At 55.4% G+C, this 23,260-nt stretch carries 14 protein-coding genes; 2 read left to right on the top strand and 12 right to left on the bottom strand.

The window, feature by feature from the left end; all coding sequences use genetic code 11:
• Nucleotides 1-2 precede the first annotated feature (2 nt).
• The 9 genes from OZX70_RS00910 to OZX70_RS00870 form a co-directional block, all read right to left on the bottom strand.
• On the bottom strand, nucleotides 3-929 hold the full coding sequence (locus OZX70_RS00910; RefSeq protein ID WP_277181234.1) for a sugar ABC transporter permease: 927 nt from the start codon (nucleotides 927-929) through the stop codon (nucleotides 3-5).
• Between the two features lie 60 nt (nucleotides 930-989).
• Nucleotides 990-2,372: an extracellular solute-binding protein gene (locus OZX70_RS00905; RefSeq protein WP_277181231.1), complete on the bottom strand. Its 1,383-nt coding sequence runs from the start codon at nucleotides 2,370-2,372 to the stop codon at nucleotides 990-992.
• Between the two features lie 44 nt (nucleotides 2,373-2,416).
• Entirely contained in the window at nucleotides 2,417-3,946 is a 1,530-nt protein-coding gene (locus OZX70_RS00900) for an alpha-L-arabinofuranosidase C-terminal domain-containing protein (RefSeq protein WP_277181230.1), read from the bottom strand.
• Nucleotides 3,947-4,270: 324 nt separating this feature from the next.
• Entirely contained in the window at nucleotides 4,271-4,732 is a 462-nt protein-coding gene (locus tag OZX70_RS00895) for an N-acetyltransferase (protein WP_277181228.1), read from the bottom strand.
• Nucleotides 4,733-5,262: 530 nt separating this feature from the next.
• Entirely contained in the window at nucleotides 5,263-8,172 is a 2,910-nt protein-coding gene (locus OZX70_RS00890; protein WP_277181225.1) for a KUP/HAK/KT family potassium transporter, read from the bottom strand.
• A gap of 514 nt (nucleotides 8,173-8,686) precedes the next feature.
• Nucleotides 8,687-11,449, bottom strand: a complete 2,763-nt coding sequence (locus OZX70_RS00885; RefSeq protein WP_277181223.1) for a KUP/HAK/KT family potassium transporter — start codon at nucleotides 11,447-11,449, stop codon at nucleotides 8,687-8,689.
• Nucleotides 11,450-11,691: 242 nt separating this feature from the next.
• A complete protein-coding gene (locus OZX70_RS00880) occupies nucleotides 11,692-12,648 on the bottom strand; it encodes a TatD family hydrolase (RefSeq protein WP_277181221.1) in 957 nt (318 codons plus the stop codon).
• 127 nt (nucleotides 12,649-12,775) lie between these two features.
• A complete protein-coding gene (locus OZX70_RS00875) occupies nucleotides 12,776-14,557 on the bottom strand; it encodes a glycoside hydrolase family 3 N-terminal domain-containing protein (protein WP_277181219.1) in 1,782 nt (593 codons plus the stop codon).
• 161 nt (nucleotides 14,558-14,718) lie between these two features.
• Nucleotides 14,719-16,011 (bottom strand): MFS transporter, encoded by a 1,293-nt coding sequence (locus OZX70_RS00870; protein ID WP_277181216.1) that lies wholly within the window; start codon nucleotides 16,009-16,011, stop codon nucleotides 14,719-14,721.
• Nucleotides 16,012-16,151: 140 nt separating this feature from the next.
• Here OZX70_RS00870 and OZX70_RS00865 point away from each other — a divergent pair, with 140 nt between their 5' ends.
• A complete protein-coding gene (locus OZX70_RS00865) occupies nucleotides 16,152-16,811 on the top strand; it encodes a TetR/AcrR family transcriptional regulator (RefSeq protein ID WP_277181214.1) in 660 nt (219 codons plus the stop codon).
• Nucleotides 16,812-16,839: 28 nt separating this feature from the next.
• Here OZX70_RS00865 and rsmI read toward each other — a convergent pair whose 3' ends face one another.
• Both rsmI and OZX70_RS00855 read right to left on the bottom strand, forming a co-directional pair.
• A complete protein-coding gene (gene rsmI, locus OZX70_RS00860; protein WP_277181212.1) occupies nucleotides 16,840-17,805 on the bottom strand; it encodes a 16S rRNA (cytidine(1402)-2'-O)-methyltransferase in 966 nt (321 codons plus the stop codon).
• A 178-nt stretch (nucleotides 17,806-17,983) separates the two neighbouring features.
• Nucleotides 17,984-20,203, bottom strand: a complete 2,220-nt coding sequence (locus OZX70_RS00855; protein ID WP_277181210.1) for an InlB B-repeat-containing protein — start codon at nucleotides 20,201-20,203, stop codon at nucleotides 17,984-17,986.
• Between the two features lie 440 nt (nucleotides 20,204-20,643).
• Here OZX70_RS00855 and OZX70_RS00850 point away from each other — a divergent pair, with 440 nt between their 5' ends.
• Nucleotides 20,644-21,468 carry an alpha/beta hydrolase gene (locus OZX70_RS00850; protein WP_277181208.1) on the top strand — a complete coding sequence of 275 codons (825 nt, stop codon included), beginning with the start codon at nucleotides 20,644-20,646 and terminating at the stop codon, nucleotides 21,466-21,468.
• Between the two features lie 178 nt (nucleotides 21,469-21,646).
• Here the strand turns inward: OZX70_RS00850 and xylA are convergent, their stop codons facing one another.
• Entirely contained in the window at nucleotides 21,647-22,990 is a 1,344-nt protein-coding gene (gene xylA, locus OZX70_RS00845) for a xylose isomerase (RefSeq protein WP_277181206.1), read from the bottom strand.
• Nucleotides 22,991-23,260: the final 270 nt, after the last annotated feature.

The raw sequence follows: 23,260 nt of genomic DNA, 5'->3' as shown, positions 1-23,260 counted from the left end.
GCTCAGTCCTCCAATCCAGACTGCTTGCGCGTCAATACCATGAACACCACGCTGAAGATGACCACCAGAAGGCCGAGTGCGAACGAGACCGTCGCGGCATAGTTCATTTGGTTGTAGTTGAATTCCAAAGCCTGCGCATACATGTTCGGCGTATATTCAGGTGGGATTGCGGAGTTCGCGTTGTTTCTCAAGACCATCGGCTCGGTGTAGAACTGCAACGTACCGATCAACGCGAAGATGGTGACCATGACCATCGAGCTGGTGATCATAGGAACCTTGATCTTCAAAGCGATCTTGACTTCCGACGCCCCATCGATTCGGGCGGACTCGTAAAGGTCCGTCGGAATCGACTGCAACGCGGAGTAGAGAATGACCATGTAATAGCCGGTCCATTGCCAAGTGACCATGTTGACCAAGGAACCGAAGATGCTGCCCGGGGCAAGGAAGTCAGGGGCCTTCATACCGAACAGTTGAAAAAGCGAAGTGAAGGGTCCCATATCCTTTGAATACAGGAAGCCCCACATCAGAGCGCCGATAACCACAGGAATGGCATACGGCAAGAAGTAAAGCAAACGAGAGACCGAGGCAAACTTGGACTTCATGGTGTCAAGCACCAGTGCCAGCAGAAGTGCAAACAGAAGCTGGATAGGTACCATCACAATCGTGTAGAGCACGACCAGTTTCAAACCATTCAGGAAGATTGGATCGGTGAATACCCTTTTATAATTGGCAAGCCCGGTGAATATCGTACCGCGGACCTGCGTATAACTGTATAGCGAAACAAAGAACGCATAGACAAGTGGAACGACAAGGAACAGGATAAACACGATGCCGAAAGGAGCGGTGAATATCCAACCCCAGCGGTTCGCCCTTGTCGTTGACAACGACTTGGTACCATGCGGCACAACATTATTTTTCTTTTTCGACATGAGCTTCTCCTCATTGAAGGAAAGGCGGGCAGAACCCGCCTCCCCTAACACCACTTGTTGTTACTCGACTGTGAAGCCCTGCTGCTTGGCATAGGTGCTGAGCGTCTTCTGCCATGCATCAAGCTTGGTATCCACATTGGCACCATCGCGCAGAATCGAGGCCAAAGTCTTGGTCTGCTCATCATTGGCGTAGGTCTGGAAGGGCAGGAACTGATAGCCCTTGTAGTTCTGAGCCACCGGTGCGATGATCTTGTTAATCTGCTGGTTGTTGAAGAACTTCTCACCACGATCAAGGAAGGCCTGAGACTGAAGCTTCTTCTGCCAGGTCGGATACAGACCGGAATCGTTGACTGCGATGTCCTGGGCCTGATCGTCACCGAAGAACTCCATGGCTACCTTCGCGGCCTGCTTGGTGTCCTTGGCCTGATCGGTCACAGTAAGAGCCGAACCGCCGCAGTTGATGGCCGGATCGTTCGCTGTCCAGCCTGGGGCCTTGGCGACCTGCCAGATCGAACCATCCTGAACACCGGAAAGACCGTTCAGATAGCCAACCATCCACGAAGCATGGATGATGGTGGCATAGGAGCCATCAACGTTCTTCTTGTTCCAAGCCGCAGTATCGGTATCGTCAGTGGCAACGATGCCTTCCTTGGCCATCTTCTGCCAGAAGGTGACAACCTTCTTGACGGAATCTGAATTGACATCAATACCGACCTTTTCGGGATCATTCGCAGAATACTTGAAGACCTTGCCGCCAGCCTGATCGTAATAGGCGTAGTTGAACAGAGTGCCGTTAGGCTGCCAGTTACCAATATGGCCTTCATAGCCTTTGGACTTGAGCTCAAGACCGGCCTTCTCATACTCGTCCCAGGTCGTCGGAATCTGTACACCGTACTTGTCGAAGATATCCTTGCGGTAATACATCACGACCGGGCCGACATCCACTGGGACGCCGTAGACGCTCTTATTGCCGCCCAGCTGGACGTCCTTCCAAGCGCCTGGAGTGTAATTGTCCTTGATTTTGCTGACCCCATACTTGTTCAGATCGACGAGATGCTTCTCAACGCCTGAGGCGTACTGAGGCATCATGGCATATTCAAGCTGTACGATGTCGGCGGCACCCGACTTCGCCTTGATGGCGGTGCTGAAGCGCGAATACGCCTTGGCGGACTGGTCAGAGCTGGTCCAGCAGACCTGAACGTCATTATGGGTATCGTTGAAATGATCAATCAACTTTTCAACCTGAGGATACCAAGACCAAAGAGTGACCTTCTCAGCCTTTGGATTCTTCACCTTGTTGATGCACTTGGCCGAATCGTTGGCATGAGCATCGCTGCCGGCCGCCTTCGAACCACCATTGTTAGAACCCGAACCGCATGCTCCAACAGACAGGGCCATGGCGCCCGCAAGGACGAGGCCCAACGCCTTGTTGATACTTCTCATTTTTCCTCCTTATCGTTGCGCCAACACTGGCACAATTGGATAAATTAACAAACATGAATCAACGTCCAAGAAACAGGCGCAAGATTCACAGATATGGTGTCGCCATCTATGGCGATGTTGCCGGTGACCTGTGGGGTCACTCTATTGGGATGCTCAAGCGTGTTGCAAGCCGAGACATCATCATCGTGCAACGTCCACGATTTAGCCTTGGAGAATCGACGATGGGCCGGTAGGGCGATCTCGAGTTTCGTATTTTCCTCCAAGGAACGATTCACGAGGAAAATGGCGAATGAGCCGTCCTTGCAACGCACAGCCGTATGACCGATTGCACTCACTTCGCCGTACGCCGCGGTATCAATGGAGGGACCGTTCAACACTGTCTGAAGAGCGGTACCGCCTTTGGCGAACCGGGCAGAAAGCGAGAAGGGATAAAAAATGGTCTGCCTCCAAGCCGGGCCGCCGGGTTCGGTCATAATCGGCGCAATGACATTTACCAACTGGGCCATGGAAGCGGAATGGACCGTGTCTGCGTTGCGCATCAAGGAGATCAGCAAATCGCCGACCACTGCCGCGTCCGTTACGGAGTAGATCTGCTCCAAAAGTCTTGGAGCAGTAGGCCAATTGCCGATTCCAGACGGATTGTTGGCCGGATCGTTGGCTTTATACCAGACGTTCCACTCATCAAAGGACAGATAGACCTGATGCGAAGTCTTATGGCGAGCCTTCACCGATTGCACGATGGCGGCGATTTCGTGAATAAACGCCTCCATGTCGGCGCCGGAGGCCACGAAGCTCTGCATATCGCCATTCCAAGGACGCGCATATGCATGACAGGAAACGAAGTCGACTAAATCATAAGTGGCATCGAGAACGGTCTCTTCCCATGAACCATATGTCTGCATATCGTGCGTGGACGAACCACAAACCACGAGTTCAAGGTTCGGATCAATTTGGCGCATACCTGCAGCAACCTTTGCTGCAAGACGTCCGTATTCTTCGGCAGTTATATGCCCCAACTGCCATGGTCCGTCCATTTCGTTGCCCAAGCACCACATGCGGATGTCAAAAGGCTTATCGGCACCATTGGCACGACGTTCTTCCGAAAGCTTCGTTCCACTGGGAACGTTGGCGTATTCCAGCAAATCCATTGCGTTCCCAAGGCCGCGCGTTCCTAGATTCACTGCTTCCATTAGCTCATTTCCATTGACTTTGCCTAGCCACTTAACCATCTCATGAAGACCGAACTGGTTGGTCTCGGTGGAATGCCAAGCAGTGTCAAGACGACGCGGGCGCTGATCCTTTGGACCGACTCCGTCCTCCCAGCGATAGCCGGAAACGAAATTGCCGCCCGGGTAACGGATGGTGGTTGCCCCCAGCTCGCGAACCAAATCAATGACGTCCTGACGGAAACCGTCCGCATCAGCAGTCGGGTGACCAGGCTCGTAGATGCCTGTATATATGCAGCGTCCAAGATGCTCAGCAAACGAGCCAAACAACCTATCATCGATAGGAGCGATCTCGAATTCATCATCAACGACAAGTCGCGCTTTGTTGGTTGTGGCACCTTCAGGCATGATCTCCTCTTTCAAGCTAGTCAGGCAAGTACAACGTTGTTCTAACAGGCAAACATTAACCACAGGTTTACAGTCTGTTAAGTTAATACAACCTTGTACTTGTTCTGATTCTTAAGATACACCTCGATAATCTTGCTTGCAAATGACATAAGTACAAGGTTGTACCAAAACGACTCTGCCAAAAGGCGACACGCCGAAGAACGGACACTGGCGCAACTCACTTTGCCGCTTCAAAAAGATCCATATTCCATAAGACTTAAACGCCCTAAACTTTGCACGACCATACCGCGGAAACTTATACAAGAGCGGATAATTAGTTCAGCCCTATCGCGATGTCGGCAGCTCGATAACGAATTGCCGATTCACCTGTATAGAATCATGAGGCTCCAGCGCACTACTCCAGATGTGGAATCCCGAATCATCCGGATCTATACCATCGTCATGGAATCCTCGCCCGGCAAACAAATGAATACTAGAGGTATTCCTGGGATCAATCTGTGTAACCACCAAAGGCGTGCGCCCCCGATGAAAAGCGTCAACGGCAATATCATCCAGCACAATGCCCAACAGTTGATCGCCCAAGCGGTATTGGTCATATTTTACGCTTCGCGCAATCCAAGAAATCGCGTAGGCACCCGAAGAAGATTCCTCTACTCCGGTATACCCATATTCACAATACGCAAATATCTCTGTATTCCCAGGAGTCACCAGAATCGTTCTGGTCGGAGCATCGTTTTTCCGGAAATCCTTGTGTTTCAAATCCAGAATATGCCGTTGCGGTTCCATAGCCCATTCAGACGCCGAACCATCCGCCAAACAACAATGAAACTTCCTCAATAACGATAAATCGTCACCCGTAGCGTTACGAGTGACGACTATTGAAAATGTAGAACCCATGACAGCAAATCAGTTGTTCGTATGTGAGACTTTTGAATACTGCGCGGCAATCACGGCCAACTTATTCCATTTCGCTTCCGATGATGTCTCAGGCTTGTTTACAGGACGAACAACCGGGATAGTTTGTGTAGACACTTTTACCGACACGATAACCCTCCTCCAAATTCATCGAAAAAACAAGATAAAAATTCCGCCTAGTTTTGAGTTTATCACTTTGGCGCCACAAACGGAGTGTCAAAAGAACGATTCTTAGACAGCGTAATGGAACCGAACAAATTGCACCGTAACAATTCTTCCAAGACATCTCCACCCAATCGAAACGAAATAGCCGCATGCCGAACCGTCGGCAAAAGCCAAACCGAACACCGACGGCACTGCTCTATTCATTTCAAACACATTTTTAGCGACTTTAGCGGCACTTATTTTGTGGCTTCAGAATCAACTTGAGTTTTTGCCTTAGTACCTGAGTCGGACTTAGCGTTAGCGACAGATTCAGTTTTTTTGGTTTTGGTGCCTGAGTCGGACTTCGACATGGACGGCTTCTTGCCCGAATCAGTCCTCGAAACAGCTTTGACCACTGAGCTGGCATCTGGGACATCTTGAGTTGCCGATTTTTGCGCCGCGGAAGCATCTTGAAGCTCCGAGCGCCGCAACTTGCGAAACGCGACGCGCTTCAGACGCGGCGGACGACGGGTGCTCAAGAAGAGCGGCTGCACCTCGACCACCGGGTTGTAAGGGGCCAGGCCGAACCACTTGACCGGCGAACCGGCCACATGACGGATGGCATACTTCATCTTAAGCGAGAGCGCCTCACGGCCGGTGATCTTGGACTCCGGCATCAAAGCCTTGTGAATCAGGACGTAACGCACGGTGCCGATATCCGGGTCGGCATCCACCTTCGGATAGACGGACTTCTGCTCCGGTAGCTCGCCCGAGGCGGAAAGGTCATGCATAATCTGATGAATATAAGCAGGAATCGATTGCGAGACCTTGAAACCGAGTCTGATCCGCACACGGAAGATATAATCCGTGCCGAAATTCTCGACTGAGTATTCGCGGGTGAACGGTTCGTCAGTGGTGACCATCGAAACGGCCCACCAGGCACGCGCACGCTTCGGGTGGTCAGCGAAAATCGAAAAGAAGATATCCGTGTCAAGCCGACGCAATTCGGAATCGGAAGTCAGGTAAACGATGTTGTCGGCAAAATACGGAATACGAAAATCATCATGCAATTTTGCGAGCGCGGGTTTGAAATCACGAGGCTTCATATGACGACGCTGCGAACGTTCAATCTTGGTGCCGTCATCCCAGGTGATCATAATCAGCAGAATCACGGTCGTGAGCAGCATGGTGAACCAGCCGCCGCGCAGGAACTTCGACATCGAGGAGATGAAGAAGAGCGAGTCGGTGGTGGCGAACAGCGCGAAGAAGCACACCGCGCCCACGCGATGGTGGTGATGCCAGACGTATGTGGTCAAAAGAATCGTCGTCGCCAGCATGGTGATGGTCAGCGCCAGACCGTACGCCGCGGAAATATGCTCGGAATCCTTAAAAATAGCCAGCACCGTAAGCGTCGCCACGCACAGCACCACGTTGACGGCCGGGATATAGAGCTGGCCACGCGTACGCGAGGGGTAGCGCACCTGAAGATGCGGCATCCAGTTCAGGCCGGTGGCCTCGGAGACCATCGTGAACGCGCCGGTAATCAGGGCCTGAGAGGCGATGACACCAGCCGCCACGGAAAGGATCACACCGACGTAACGCACGTTCGGACTCATCATCTGGAAGAACGGGTTGACGGTGACGTTCGCCAGGGATTTGTCGCCGCGGTTGTTGAGCATCCACGCGCCTTGCCCGAAATAGTTGAGCACGAGCGCAACGTTGATGAAGGGCCAGGTGAAGTAGATGTTGCCGCGGCCAACGTGGCCCATGTCGGAGTACAGCGCTTCGGCGCCGGTGGTCGAAAGGAAGACGGTGCCCATCAGCGAAAGGCCGGCGACGTTGTGCGAGCTGAAGAGAAACTCGACGCCATAGACCGGGTTGATGGCCTCGAAAATGGTCCAGTCACCACTCAGATTGACGATGCCAACCAGCGCCAGGAACGCGAACCAGACCAGGACGACCGAGCCGAAGACCTTGCCGATGCTTTCGGTGCCACGCGACTGCACACAGAAAAGCACGACAATGATGATGAGAGTAATCATCAGCGTCAGGTTCGGGTTCTCTTCGAAAGCATTAGTGAGCGCGGGAATGGTCTTGAGGCCTTCCACTGCCGAGGAGATCGAGACGGCCGGGGTCAACACGGAATCCGCCAGGAAGGCCGCTCCTCCAATCATCGCTGGAACCAGCAGCCACTTGCCGTAGTGCCGTACCAGCGAGAAAAGCGCGAAAATGCCGCCCTCGCCCTTGTTGTCGGCGTGCATGGCGACCAGCACGTATTTCACGGTCGTAATCAGCAACAGCGTCCAGAAAATCAAGGAAAGCATGCCGAGAACCGCGGGCCGGTCGATTTTAGCAAGCCCGCCCTGCCCGGCCAGGAACGTCTGGACGGTATAGAGCGGAGAAGTGCCGATGTCGCCGTAGACCACGCCAAGCGTGACGATGGCCATCCCAAGCGTCACCCTGTCGGGGCTGGACTGCACTTTGCGCCACCAGCGGCCGATTGGGCTGTGTGAGGCCTTGGTCAGTTTCTCGGCTTCCTCGCGCTCCTCCTTGGCATGTTTGGCAATTTCCTCGCGTTCCTCACGGGTCAGGGTGTCGCGAGAGACCTTGGGGGCATTGGTGAAGGTGTCGGCGCGCAGCAAGGCTTTCTTTTCGGCCGCAGCCGCCCGCTGCTCAGCAGTCAGCGCCTTCTTTTCGGCATTGGCCACCTTTCGTTCGGCAGTTTTGGCCTTGCGTTCAACGTTGGCAACTTTCTTTTCGGCGTTCGCCGCCTTCTTTTGCGCGTGAACAGCAGTTTTCTTGACTTTTGTCGCTCTGGTCGAGGCTTTGCGCGTCCGCCATGAGGCTTCTGCGGCGCCTTCTGCCGCTTCAGCTTTGGCTTTCGTCTCGCTTATCGCTTTGGCTGCGACCTTGCGCGTGCGTGAAGACGTTTCGGTGGCGGCATTTACCGCTTTTACTTTGGCGGCCACATCCAATGGGGTTTTGGCCCGCGTTGTTTTGCCCGAGTTGTTGGCGCTAACGCCGGTTTTGCTGCTATCGGAGTTGCTGGCAGGCTTATCTCTGTTTCGCGTGCCACGAACACGTCTGCGAACCTCTTGATTTTCTGGGTTTTGCTCTTGTTGACGATTTTGAGGTTCACTTGCCCCATGATGTTGCGGTTGCGCCATGATTTGTCCTCCAGAAACGGAAACCTTTACGCGCTTGTTTTCTTGCCAAATCCACTTGCCGAGCGCTCTCGTTTACAAACCAACGGGCAAGTGTAGCCATCTATTTACGAAAACCAAAATCGGAACGCTTATCTTGATTAAATTATGATTATTACTAGATAACAAGTCGCCAAATTAGCAGAAAAAGGGTTGTCCAGCAACGTTTTGAGGCAAAATGCGACACCACCATTCCACAGCATCGTCAAAGAATCCAACATCAAAATTACGCTGTGGACCAAGCGATTATTTACGTTCCGACTCCGACCGAAATGCTCGGCACCTTGATATCGAAAGCCGGTTTTTGCGATATCCGATACCCTAAAAAGACAAAATCTCGCAGGCTTACTTCTCCACCCAAGCAGCAAAGATTCAACTCGGGACAAGACGAAAAGTGCGCCAACCATATTTGGCGGTTGGCGCACTTTCAATAGCTTGCATCCGAAAATCATCGGGCTATCAATTTCGAATTATCGGACTATGACAACTTTCCGGATTTTCCGCTAGCGGCATCGGGACTTTGAGAGCGTGGCATGACCTTGGTCTGCTCACCGGTATCGCCTGCTGCCGATGTTCCACTTCTTTTGGCCAAATCGCCCAACTCCTGTTTTGCGACCTGCGAGAGGTGCAACGCCTTATCGGCTTGAGCGGCACGAACCGCCTTCAACGTCTTGGCCGCACGCAACGCCTTGGCCTTCTCGCCTTCGCTCAACGTTTCCTGTTCAGCTTTCGCCTTCACCGCATTGAGAGCTTCAAGCTTTGCTTTTTTGCGGGAAACCTCCGCCTTGTTCTTTTCGTTCTTCGCCGCATTCGTGCGCGATTCCTTGGATTCGACGCGACGCTTGCTGGTACGCAACGCGACGCGCTTCAGGCGCGGAGGACGACGGGTGGAGACGAACAACGGCTGCACTTCGACCACCGGGTTGTAGGGGGCCAGACCGAACCACTTGACCGGCGAACCGGCCACATGACGGATGGCATACTTCATCTTGAGCGAGAGCGACTCGCGGGCCGTCAGCTTCGATTCCGGCATCAAAGCCTTATGAACGAGGACGTAACGAACGGTGCCGATATCCGGGTCGGCGTCCACCTTCGGATAGACGGACTTCTGCTCCGGCAGCTCACCGGAAGCGGAGAGATCATGCATCACCTGATGGATATAAGCAGGGATGGACTGCGAGACCTTGAAACCGAGCCTGATCCGCACACGGAAGATATAGTCCGTGCCGAAGTCCTCTACCGAATACTCTCGTGTGAACGGTTCGTCAGTGGTGACCACCGAAACGGCCCACCAGGCACGCGCACGCTTCGGGTGATCGGCGAAAATCGAGAAGAAGATATCCGTGTCAAGCCGGTGCATTTCCCAATCGGAGGTCAGGTAGACGATGTTGTCGGCGAAATACGGGATACGGAAATCGTCATGCAACTTGGCGAGCGCGGGTTTGAAATCGCGCGACTTCATATGACGACGCTGCGAACGTTCGATCTTGGTCGCATCGTTCCACGTGATCATGATCAGAAGGATCAATGCCGTCAAAAGCATCGTGAACCAGCCGCCATGCAGGAACTTCGCCATGGAAGCGACGAAGAACAGTGTCTGGATGGCGATAAACACCACGAAGAAGATGCTCGCAAGCACGCGATGGTGCTTGTACCAGATATAGACCGTAAGCAAAATCGTCGTCGTAATCATCGTGACGGTGAGTGCCAGGCCGTATGCCGCGGAAATGTGCTCGGAATCCTTGAAGAGGGCCAGCACCGAAAGCGTGGCGACGCACAGCACCACGTTGACCACAGGGATATAAAGCTGGCCACGCGTACGAGCCGGGTAGCGCACCTGAAGATGCGGCATCCAGTTCAGGCCGGTGGCCTCGGAGACCATCGTGAACGCGCCGGTAATCAGGGCCTGAGAGGCGATGACACCAGCCGCCACGGAAAGGATGACGCCGACGTAACGCACGTTCGGACTCATCATTTCAAAGAACGGGTTGGCATTGCCGAGCGCTGTGTTGCCCTGGTTGCGCAGCATCCAAGCGCCCTGCCCAAAGTAGTTGAAGACCAACGCGACAAAAATGAACGGCCAGGTGAAGTAGATGTTGCCGCGGCCAACGTGGCCCATGTCGGAGTACAACGCTTCGGCGCCGGTGGTCGAAAGGAAGACCGTGCCCATGATGGCCAGACCCGCCAGGTTATGCTTGCTGAAGAGGAACTCAATGCCGTAAACCGGGTTAATGGCCGCGAAAATGCTCCAGTCCCCGCTGATATTGACGATGCCAGTGATCGCGAGGAACGCGAACCAGACCATGACCACCGAGCCGAAGACCTTGCCGATACGCTCGGTGCCGCGCGACTGGACACAGAAGAGGACGACGATGATCACGAGGGTAATCATCAGCGTCAGACTGGTGTTCTCGCGAAACACCGGTTCGAAGAGCGGAATGGTCTTGAGGCCTTCCACTGCCGAGGAAATCGAGACGGCCGGGGTCAAGACGGAATCCGCCAAGAACGCTGCACCACCGAGCATCGCCGGAATCACCAGCCATTTGCCGTGGTGGCGAATCAACGAAAACAGCGCGAAGATGCCGCCTTCGCCCTTGTTGTCGATACGCATGGCGACAAGCACGTATTTGACGGTCGTAATCAGCGTAATCGACCAAAAGACCAACGAAAGCAGGCCGAGGACAGCGGGACGGTCGATGTTGCCGAGCCCACCCTGGCCGGTGATGAAGGTCTGCGAAGTGTAGAGCGGGGACGTGCCGATGTCGCCGTAGACCACACCGAGCGCAACGATGGCCATGCCAAGGGTGACCTTGTCCTGGCTGGACTGCATCTTGCGCCACCAGCGGCCGATCGGACCGTGCGCGGAGGCCTTGGTCAGCTTCTTGGCCTCTTCTTCCTCCTCCTGCTCATGCTTGGCGATGACCTCGCGTTCCTCACGGGTCAGGGTGTCGCGTGAGACCTTGGGGGCATTGGTGAAGGTATCGGCGCGCAGCAAGGCCTTCTTTTCTGCGTTCACCGCACGTTTCTCGGCCTTAAGGGCTTTCTCTTCGGCGCTCGCTGCTTGTTTTTGCGCCTTTGAGGCGGCTTTGCTCGCCGTGTTGCTTTCCTGTTCAAGTTTACGAACGGCCTTCTTCTCTGTAGGCCGCCTGCCTTGCCCGCTTTTTTCGGTTTTGCCTGCGTTTCGGCGACTATTTCTTCGATTTCGAGGTTGCTTCGACTCACGATCTTGCGATTGCGCCATGACCTGCCCTCCAAAACGGAAAAGCGAAATGCTCCCCCGTATATACTTTCTTCTCAGAGCCCGGTTAACGGGCGCCCTCGTTTATCAACCAAAGCGTCAGTTTAGCCTTACAGACTTAATAAACCAAAATCAACCTTAGCCGCAGAATATATCAAGACTTTCAGAATCTCGCTGAATTCATATAAATGTCAGAAATTACATATTTTTCACCGAAGCAGCGAAAAAATCACCAGAATCGCCCTTTATACGCCGTAGACAACCCATGTGGTGCGACGCGTCGCCTCCGCGACTTCACCTACCGACAAATCGAGGGTGTCGGCAAGCGCCTTCAAGGTATAGGGAATCATATACGGGGCATTTGGACGGCCACGATACGGCATTGGGGTGAGATAAGGAGCATCGGTTTCCACCATGATGTGGTCGAGACCCACGACGGCGGCGGACTTGCGGATTTCCTCGTTGCCCTTGAAACTCGAAGCGCCGGAAAAGCTCAGGTACCAGCCCTGCTCCTTGGCGATTTGCGCGAGCTCAGTGTCACCGGACCAGCTGTGGAAAACCGTGCGTTCTGGGCTGCCGTCTCTGAGCAGAGTTTCGATGACCTCTTTGTGGGCGTCGCGGTCGTGGATCTGCAGCGGCAAATTGAGCTCCTTGGCCAGAGCGATATGGGCACGGAAAGCATCACGCTGAATTTCCATCGCGGCCTCGCCGGTGCGGAAGAGGTCCATGCCGGTTTCGCCGATGGTGACCACCTGCTCGGGATATTTCGTAGCCAAGCGGTGAACCTCAGCGAGCGCGTCCTCGAAACTCACGTCGTGCCACGGCTGGTATTTCAGGGGCAGACCATCCGGGCCAGGAACTCCGCGATGACCATGCAGCACTGCCTCGTTCGGATGGATTGCCAGACCTGCGTGCACAGTTCCGGGATGGTCGAGCGCCATCTGGACAGCGACCTTGAGATTCGGCAGCTCACAGCCCACGTCAATGACGCCTTCGACCCCGACGGCTTTAGCCTGCGCGAGAATCTCGTCGACGCTGTAAACCGGCACCGGCGGCTGATCACGTTCGATGGCCTCCCGATTCATCTCGCGCGCGAACGGCACCACGCTTGCCACATGCGTGTGGTCGTCGACTACGCTGACCCCGTCCGGCAGCGCTTGTGGCGCCGGCGCCCAGCTTCGATCGCGATGTTTCTTGCTCATGCCGCCCAAGTCTAACGAAGGGCTTAACACGGATATGCAAAATCCTTGGTATCGGCGCCTTCACAGACGCACTAACACCAAGGATTCCGACAGTATCAACCTCAAATAAAACTATCGTTTCGGCATATCAGCGCTCATAACCGAGGCCGTCACCGAAATGGTAGGTAGGATCGGCAGTGTCGAAGGGTACATCGCTTTGGGCCTCCTCGACGGCCTTCATCGAACTGGGGATATCGAATGGCAGACGGCCTTTGGGCTTGTCACGTCCGAACAGCACGTCCAACACGGCCTCGTCGCAGGCACCGTAGTCAACAATAAGCGACGTGACCAGCGGCACCAGCGGCTTGACGATGGCAGGACGATCAAGATAGAGGTCGATGACCGTGGGGACTGTCTTCGAGACCTCAGCGATATGAGCGATGGTCTCGTCACTGAATTCCAGCGACCCCGCGTGCATCATCGCCTCGAAAGCTCCAGGACGATGCTCATAAGGCGCCTTGACACGCAGAATCGCGACATCCACCTTGTCAGGGCTATCCACAACCGTGGCATACTTGCCAAGAACCTCCACATCGACACCTTCGGCATAGACCTTCACACCCTCACGCAACGGCAGGAGCGACGAATCCCCAGCACCCCTGTCGTTCTTGAGCAAAGTAAGCGAACCACGCTGCGCGGCCAGACCGGCCCCGCGGAATTCCGGCGCACCGACGATGCCGTCGGCCGCGTCGGCATCCACGTATGGATGCTCGAAAAGACCGAGAATGAACTTCTCGCGCAGCAGCTTGGCCACGGAAGCGTCGAGACGCGATTCGGAAACCTTGCCGGACTTCACGAGATCGACCAAAACGTCGCTGCACAGCTCGCCGCCGAACTGATCGGCTCCGGCATCGAGCGACTTCAGCATCTTCTCGGGGCGCGTCAAGCTTTCGGCGCCCCACGCACGCGCAGCCATGAACTGGCCGCCCATATCCGCGTCCGTGAGCACGCCCCAATCGGTGCAGATGATGCCGTCAAAGCCCAGCTCGCCACGCAGCAAATCAGTGAGAATTCCCTTGTTGAAGGCGAAGCCGACTTCTTCGTACTTCGTGCCGACAGGACGGCCGTAGGAAGGCATGACCTGCGTGGCACCGGCCGCAATCGCCGCCTTGAAAGGCTTCAGATGATATTCCAGGTTATTGCCGGGATAGACCTGATCCTTGCCGTAATCGAAATGCGGATCCTCGCCGTCCTTTTCAGGGCCGCCGCCCGGGAAGTGCTTGATCATTGCCGCGACGGAATCAGGCCCGAGTTTCTCACCCTGCAAACCATTGATATACGCAGTCGTGCATTCGCTGACCAGGTCCGCGTCCTCACCGAACGTCCCATTGCAACGGGCCCAACGAGGCTCGGTCATCACATCAATCTGCGGATGCAGCGCCGAGGAAAGGCCTACCGCGCGATACTCCTGACGAACAATGTCACCGTAACGCTTTACGGTCTCCTTGTCTCTCAATGCGGCCAACCCTAACGATTCCGGCCATTGCGAGAACGCTCCTGAAAGCATGCCGGTACCAGGGTTGTCAGTGAAGCTATGACGCGGATCGCTGGAAATCGTCAGCGGGATAGGCAGACGCTGCTGCAGGGCGATATGTTGTGCCTTGTTGTACCACTCCGCCATGTCGCGCCCGGTCTTGCCGGTACCGACCATGTTGAAGTAGGACATGTGATCCTTGGTGATCATTTCCTCCAAGGATGGCAGACCGAATACCGGCGCTCCCTGGTCGACGGGCCCGAACATCGCCATGTTCTGGAACATCAGCCCTGCCTTTTCCTCAAGCGTCATCCGCCCCAAAAGGTCTTTCACACGTTCGTCCGTCGGCAGCGACGAATCCTCAAACGGGAAATGCTCCTTTGCTTGCTCAGCCATCATTGCTCCTTTATTGTAATTTCAGAATCACGAATATTTTATTATGTTTTATTTTATTTTCTGGTTACTGTGCAACTTATCCAAGCGGGTCGGTGTCGGCTTCAGCGTAAGCTGCAAAGTTGTCGTTCCGACCCGCAATCCGTTTCAGTATGAAAGCATCCTCACTCGACGCTCTTGACCTTCATAACGGTGATACCCCCGGCCACCGCGACCACGGCGCCAATACAGAACCATACGGTGAAACCGGCCCCGCCGACAGCGGCGATGATCCAGTTGGCGATGAACGGTGCAATCGACTGAGGAAGGGTATTGGCGATATTGAGAACGCCGAGATCTTTCGCGGTATCTTCCGTGGAGGGCAGCACCTCGGTGCTAAGCGCCATATCGACGGCAAAGAAGAGACCGCTGCCGCCGCCCATGACACCACCACCGACGAGGATGGCAACCAAGCCGACAGCGTGTCCGAAAACGGGGGCGAAAGCAATCAACAGCACGCCAAGAGCGATGATGATGCCGGAAGCCGCAACGAAGGGACGACGCTTGCCGAACTGGTCGGAAAGCTTGCCGCCGAGAACGGAGACGATGATCACCATTCCAATCTCAACGATATTGAAGTAAAGGTTGAACTTGGTCTGTTCACTGGTCTTCATGCCGAACTTGGCGGCAAGGAAGAGGGTTAGATAGGAACCGACCGCGGCGGAACCGAACATCACAAAGAATTTGGAAAGCCAAGTCCAGCCCAGATCGGGGGCCTTGCGCGGGTTGAAGACGAAGGAGCCGAAGAACTCCTTGACACTCAGCGGCTTGAGCTCCTTGTCCTTGGAAAAGACCTTGTCCTTGAGAACGAGGGCGAAGATAATGCCGAAGATGATGTCGATGATGCCAGGCACCACAAAGCGGGGCGCATCTTGGGAGAAAACAGCCAGAAGCAGCGAACCAGTCAGCATACCCAGCGGCGAGCAGGCGCCCGCGATACCGGAAACGATGCCACGACGATTTTCGGGAACCTGATCCGGCAACGTCGCCGTCTCAGCAGCCTGCGCCATGTTCGAGAAAGTTTGCGCCAAGCACCAGAGCACCAGAAGGGTGGTCATATTCTTGGCAAAGCCGATGCCGGCCACGGAAAGGCCAGCGCCGACAACGCCGGCGATAATCCACGGGCGACGCATGCCGAACTTGCCTCGGGTTCTGTCAGAAAGACGGCCAAAAAGCGGCTGGGCGAAGAGCGCGAATATGGCACCACAACCGGTGACGATGGAAAGTTGAGCGGTCGCGGCTTTGAGATTGCCGTTGTTGATATCCTGCAACCTGATGGAAAGACCGCCGAGGGCCGGCATCATAATGCAGATCATCAGGCCATACATGGCCAGCGAATATGTGAGGACGTAGCCTTTCGGCTCGCGTTCCGCCGTAGCGTCTTGCTTCGGCGCGGGCACATTTTCTGGTTGTGACATTAAAAACTCCTTTGTTTAGACACTTCTTCGTTGTCATCTGAATTATATACCTAAAATAGACAGTAGTGACAGTTTTCAAAAAATTATTGACGTAAAATATCTAAAAGAATCTGTACATTACAGGAAAATGCAGGTGTTCGATGAAAATTATGAAGCGTGGGCCATATGCGAAAGGTCAAAGAAAACGTGAGGAAATAATCGCCACCGCAACCCGCGTTTTTTCGCAACAAGGCTTCAATCAAAGCAGCATGGTAGGAATCGCCAAGGCGTGCCATATCTCCAGAACCGCCCTGCTCCATTACTTCCCGAATAAGCAGTCACTGCTCATCGCCGTGCTGAGGGAACGCGACAAGAGGCAGGAACTTCTGCTTAATCAGCAGATCGACGACGGCTCCACAAGCCTGCAAATACTGGCAAAACAGCTCGAACTCACCAAATTCAATATCGCCGACCCTTGGCAAATCAGCCTGTATACCATCATCGCCTCGGAAGCCACCGAGTCGAACCACCCGGCACATCGATACTTCGCGCACCGCTATGCGCATGCGCGCGAAATAAGCCGAAACACATTTTCGCAATTGAAACGCGACGGATACCTGCGCGAGGACGTCAACGTTGAAGCCCTCGCGGCGAACCTGCTGGCCCTGATGGACGGACTGCAGATCCAGTGGCTCTATGCCCCGAAAAGCATCGACATATTAGCCCAGCTCAAGGCCGCAATTCAGCCTTATCTTACCGTCTCCCTTGACAGCGACGAACCTTCGACTGGCTTCCCGGGCGACATTCGATCGGCGTGCTAGCTCTCCAGTAACTTGCACGTCGGCCGATTCATTTCAGCTTGAGAGCGGCAGTGTAGACGGCCTTGCGATTGGGAAGGGAGCCGTCGGGAAGCGGATGAGCCTTAACAACCTCGGCGATGGCATCCTTGATGCGTTCGTTGGTTTTGGCGGCACGCTCGACGGCGAGCGCGGCCATGTCATCGATGCTTAAGACAGCTGCCGTCGCCTCGCCCGCTTTCAGGGCTTCTTCCTCGCTTGCGCCGGCAATGACCAAAACGATTTCGCCGCGCGGCGGGTCGTCGACAACCGACTGATGGATTTCGGCGATGGTGCCGCGGCGAATCTGCTCATAGTCCTTGGTCAGCTCGCGGCACAGCGCCATCGGGCGGTTCGGGCCAAACATCTCGAGCAAATCATCCATCGTCTCGGCGATACGATGCAAGGTTTCGTAGAAAACGATGGTGCGTCGCTCCCCCAGCAACGAGCGGAAGCGTTGGATACGTTCGTTGTGCTTGCGCGGCACGAAGCCCTCGTAGCAGAAACGGTCGGTCGGCAAGCCAGAAAGCGCGAGCGCGTCGAGCACGGCGGAGGGGCCGGGCGCGCAGGTCACCGGCAAGTCGCGCTCGATGGCACGACGGACGATGGCCACACCTGGATCGTTGACGGTGGGCATACCTGCGTCCGAAACCACCAGCACAGTCGCCCCGCGCTCGACCTCATCGAGCAGACCGTCGGCCTTCGCACGCTCGTTGTGGTCATGGTTGGCCACGACACGGCCGCCGACGCGCACGCCGAGGCGGTTGGCCAGGTCGTAAAGCCGGCGCGTGTCCTCTGCCGCGACGATGTCGGCCCGCTCGATCAGCGCCTTGAGACGGCCCGAGGCGTCGCCCACGTTGCCGATCGGCGTGGCCGCCAGCACAACCGTTCCCCGCGGTATCTCAATCATCGGACCACTTTGCGTCACGTCGTGTTCGCTAGTTCCCTGTTCCGTAGATTCCATATCACTCGATTCCATACTCCAAGTATCCTCCACCACGATGACTCCACCCTCGCTACCGGCATCAAGCGGTCGCCCCTGTGATATTGCGACTCCAAATGCAAGAAACGCCCGTACATCGCCGGAATATGGCAAGGGGCGGGCCACGCATCCACGCAGTCCGCCCCTTTAGCCGTAGAAACTTACGGCAATCGCATCAGTCACGACGCCTCTTGGCGACGGCGATGACGATGCCGAAAGCCAGCAACACCACGGCTGCGAGCGCAACAGCCACCGCCTGCGCACCGGTTACGGCCAAAGTGCCGTTCTGCTGCGCCGCTGAGCCAGTTTTCTTGCCATCGGTTTTCTGATTGTCCTTGGAATCGCTGGTGTCGGAAAGCTTGTCAGAATCATTCGACTTGTTCTCATCGGTCGACTCAACCAACTGATTGGAATTATCGGCATCGCTTGTATCGTCAGCGTTATCTGAGTCATCAGGATTATCAGCGTTGTTCGAACTGTCGGAATCATTCGAATCGTTGGTATCATCCGAATCGTTGGAACCGTCCGAATTGTCCGAACTGTCGGAGTTAACAGAGCCGTCGGAGCTATTAGAGCCATCACTTGGCTGGTCATCCGTTCCACCGGAAGGCGCGGGGTCGGAAGCGTCCTTCTCCCACTGGGCGGTCAGTATGATGGCAGCGTAGGGCTCGCCGCTGCGGGTTGCTTCGGTTACCGCCTCAAGTGGCATGGAATCAATAGCAGTGAACGAGTCGCCGGCCTTATACAGATGGGAATCTCCCGCAATCTTCCAGCCGACGAAATGGTGCTTTTCATACGTGTAACTTGCAGGCGCTTCCGGAAGCTTGTCGAAAGTATCCTGCAAATCGCCGCCAAGGTCAGCCACCTTCTTGGCCGCGCCAGTCGCATCATCACCCGGCACAATATTCAACTGGTACTTCGCGTACCGAGCGGTGTATTGGGCAGGAGTCTTCAAATCGACGGTCTTTCCCGCCTGATGCACGGCATCGTCGCCCTCGGCCTGCCAGCCCAAGAACCGCTGGCGATAGGTCGTAGCGGCAGGCGTTGATGCATTGAACGTCTTCGTAGGCGCTTCCGGCAGCTTCACCTGCTGCAGAAAATTGGCGAGGATATCGTCCGGATCATCATCGCTGTTACCGGTCGCGGCATCGAAGCTCGCTATCGGAGTCCAAGAGGCGACCAACGTAATGTCGTCATGAAGACGTGTCCACTGCGAGAACGGCTCGCCATCGACACGCCAGCCCGCGAACTTGTAGCCGTCCCTTGTCGGATCCTGCGGCATGGTGGCGATGTACTCCCCCAGGTCGACGTTCAGGTCGTCGATAGGGGTTCCGCCCTCGCCGGTTTCGAACGAGACGGTCGCGGTCTTCTGCCACTGGCCGTAGAGGATGATCGACAGCCTGTTGACGCCGTCGATAATCGGGTCGAGCTGATAATCCTCGATCTTGTCGGGCATGGTGAACTGCTCACCAGCTTTGATAAACGTGCCGCTGCCGTCCGGGGAAGTGCTCCAGCCCTTGAAATTCCAATCGGACCAGTGCAAGTTGAACTGAGGCTTCTGAAGGGTTACCTTGCCGCCGAGAGTATCCGTACCGGTGCTCGGGGATGCGTTGTAGACTCCGTTGCCGGAGTCGCCGTAGAACTTGATCTCGTATTTGTGCCAAATCATATAGAAGTGGTGTTCACCCGGCTGCATCGTATAGTTGTCGGTAAATCCGTAGGCGCTCAGCAACGTCGTGCCGGAGCCGTCGGGCTCGCTGTTCCAACCGGAATTGAAGTAATAGTAGGTCTGGCCGTTCTCTTCGAACGAGGGATGCGCACCGACGAAAGACTCTTGATTGGCCGCCTGCTCGATGAGCTTCTCCAGATCGACCTGCTCACCGACCTTGGCCGTCATCTGGCCCTGCACGGGATGGCTTTCATCGTGGTCGCGGTTCCATGCCGAGACGATAACGGTGCCCTCGTCGTCGTCCTCCGGGGCGGGGACGTTACCCGAAGTCTTGGGCGCGTGGTCGGCGGCAGGCTGAGGGTTGACGCTCTGGGATTGAGTATCCTCAGACTTGCTGTTCGGGTTTTGAGCGTCCTGAGATGCAACGTTCTGAGAAGATTGGGAATTCTTAGTCTGGTTGTTTTCGGACTTGTTGTTTTGGTCCTGGTTGCCTTGGTGGTCTGCGGCCGAAGGAGTTGTCGTCTTAGACTGAAGCTGCTGAGTGGAGGTGTTGGAAGTATCCTCGTGGGTCTCGCCATCGGCCAAGGCATTTGACGTGGTATTCTGCGACGTCTCCACCTGACTTACGGGAGACGGTTGAGCTGGCATCGCGGCGTTCGCTGCCGGGGCCACCATAGTGGCGACGGAGAGCGTTGCTGCGGCAATAATCATTGATAATTTTTTCATACAATTTCAGCATTACAGTCGTCGCCTACATTGCCGGACGAATTGTCTGTTTTTTCTGCTCGTAGTGCAAATAACGTTAGTCACGTTACATTTTCGGCGGAAAATCAAGGATTCTGAACTGTCGTTTGCGTAATATGAAACGTCAAAAATCGGTCAACTGCCGATCGACACAATCCAGTTTCCTTATTACCAACCTTGCCCAATAATCGATATCGACAGCAACATCCGATCTGCAGAAAAAATAAATAACAATTACACTGCATTTATTATCACGCGCAAACCGACCCGAATGTCGATGGCGGCAGACCGCCGTCAAAGCCGTGACACCGTCGACGCCGAACCGTCTGGCAAGCTTCTTAGAATTCGAAGTAAGCTTCGGCACCGCGTATACGTTATTGAGATACCAATGTACGCAGGGCCAGGCACGGAAGAAGGGCAAAATGCAATACATTACCAAGACTATCAAAGGCACCGATGGCAGCGAGGCGACGCTCACCGGCTATATCATCGACAACTCCAAGGAAATCGACCCGGACCGTCGCCGCCCGGCGGTGCTCATCTTCCCCGGCGGCGGCTTCAACAAGGTGACCGACCGCGAGGCCGAACCCATCGCGATGATGGCCATGGGCGCCGGCGTGCAGGCGTTCGTGCTGCGCTATTCCATCGCCCCTTCGCGCTACCCGGTGCAGATGCTCGAGGGCGCCGAGGCCATGAAGATCATCCGAGCCAACGCCGAAGAATGGCATGTCGACCCCAAGGCCGTCACCGTCATCGGCTTCTCATGCGGCGGCCAGCTCGCCGCGTCGATGGCCACGACCACCGGCGACGATGTGATGCGCGAAAATGGCTATGATCCCGACGCCGTGCGCGCCAACGGCCTGGCGCTGGGCTACCCGGTCCTGACGGCCGGCAAATACACGCACGCCGGCACGGTCGACAAACTGCTCGGCGAGAAGAAAACCGACCAGAAGATGCTCGATGAGATTTCCTGCGAGAAGCATGTGGACGCCAAGACGCCGACCACCTTCATCTGGCAGACTGTCACCGACGCTGTGGTGCCGGTGCAGAACTCGCTGCTTTTCATCAACGCCTGCGTCGATGCCGGCGTGCCTGTCGAGGCGCATATCTTCCCGCACGGCCCGCATAGCCTTGCCTTGGCCACCGCCGAGACCGCCGTTACCGGCAACGCCGCGCAAATCGAGCCAAGCGCGCAGGTATGGCCAAGCCTGTGGGCCGATTGGATCAAGCGCAACTTCGTGAAGTAATAAAAAAACTTCGCTTACCAAGGCCGGTCACCAGATTTCGTTTGGCGACCGGCCTTTTATATACCCGCCTCATAGAGCAGCATTTGGCACAATAGCATTTGGCCGGTCACCCGATTGGAGATGACCGGCCAAATGCTATTGGAAGAAAAAATATGGAATGAATCTTTTCCTAACGGTTTTACTCGCTCAGAGCCTCGATCATGTAGTTGTTAATCGTGGCCTTGACGCTCTCAAGGTGATCGGAGTGAGTGGAGGCGATGAGCTGGCTCTGCGGCTTGTCGATCGCATAATCCTCGAGTGTGGCGAGCGTAGCCTTGCCGTCTTCGACGGTCTTGCCGATGCCAGAGTCGAAGGAGCTGTAACGCTTCGAAACGAGATCCTCGATGTACTTGTCCTCGTGCATCTTCGCGGCGACCAGAAGGCCGGCGGCGAAGGCGTCCATGCCCGCGATGTGGGTGCGGAAGAGATCTTCGGCTTCGAAGGAGCTGCGGCGAGGCTTGGCGTCGAAGTTCAGGCCGCCGTGAGGGCCGATCTGGCCTTCGTCGAGCACTTCCCACATCACCGCGGTGGTCTCGTAGAGGTCGGTCGGGAACTCGTCCATATCCCAGCCGATGAGCTTGTCGCCCTGGTTGGCGTCCAGCGAACCGAGCTCGCCGGCGTCGCGCGCCACACGGATCTCGTGCTGATAGGTGTGGGTGGCGAGGTTGGCGTGGTTGCCCTCGAGGTTCAACTTGAAGGTGCCCATCAGGTCGTACTTCTGCAGGAAGGAGATGGCGGTGGAGGCGTCGAAGTCATACTGCAGCATGCAGGGCTCCTTGGCCTTCGGCTCGATCAGGAACTGCGCGCCCATGCCGATTTCCTTGGCATAGTCGACGCACATGTGGAAGAACTCGGCCATATGGTCCTTTTCGCGGGCCATGTCGGTGTTCCAGAGGTTTTCGTAACCTTCGCGACCACCCCAGAAAACGTAGTTCTCGGCGCCGAGGCGCTTGCCAATCTCGAGGCTGTGCTTGAGCTGCGCGCCGGAATAGGCGAAGATGTCGGCGAACGGCGAAGTCGAGGCGCCGTCGACGAAGCGCGGGTTGGTGAAGAGCGACGAGGTGTTCCACAGCAGCTTGACGCCGGTGGACTTCATGTTCTCCTCGATCTTGTCAACGACCTTGTCGAGATTGGCGTTGGTCTCGCGCAGGGTGTCGCCTTCCGGTGCGAGGTCGCGGTCGTGGAAGCAGAAGTACTCGACTCCGAGCTTCTGGAAAAGCTCGAAGGCGTAATCGACCTTGGCGAGCGCCTGATCCATCGGATCGGTGTACTTGTAATAAGGACGATGCGCGGTGCCGTCGCCGAACGGATCGACGAGCTGCTGGTCGAAAGTGTGCCACCAAGCCACGCCGAAGCGCAGCCAGTCCTTCATTTTCTTGCCCGCGACCACACGGTCGGCGTCATAGTAGTGGAAGCCAAGCTCTTCCTTGACTCCCTTGTCGTGTCCGACATACGGAATTTTGTCTACATCCCACAACCCCATAGGTTGCTCCTTTGCACACGTGCCGCCGTTACCGGCGACATTGATCAATTCGTTTCACTTACATCGTAGGTCACGCAACCACATTATGTCAAATCATTTAATTATATTCGCGCCAAAATTTTCCGTCCTTTCAAAAGCAATGTTTTATACGGCAAAACATGTGTTGCCAACCGCGCCAATAAGGCTACGACACAAAAAATACGAATCCGTCGCTTCCAAGAAAAACTTGGGAACGACGGATTGCAAACTTTCTATGACTGTTGATCGTTT

Source organism: Bifidobacterium sp. ESL0732, assembly GCF_029395535.1.
In the GTDB taxonomy this organism is placed as follows: domain Bacteria; phylum Actinomycetota; class Actinomycetes; order Actinomycetales; family Bifidobacteriaceae; genus Bifidobacterium.
The sequence above is the reverse complement of the archived record's forward strand: the minus strand, read 5'-3'. Positions and strand labels throughout refer to the sequence as shown.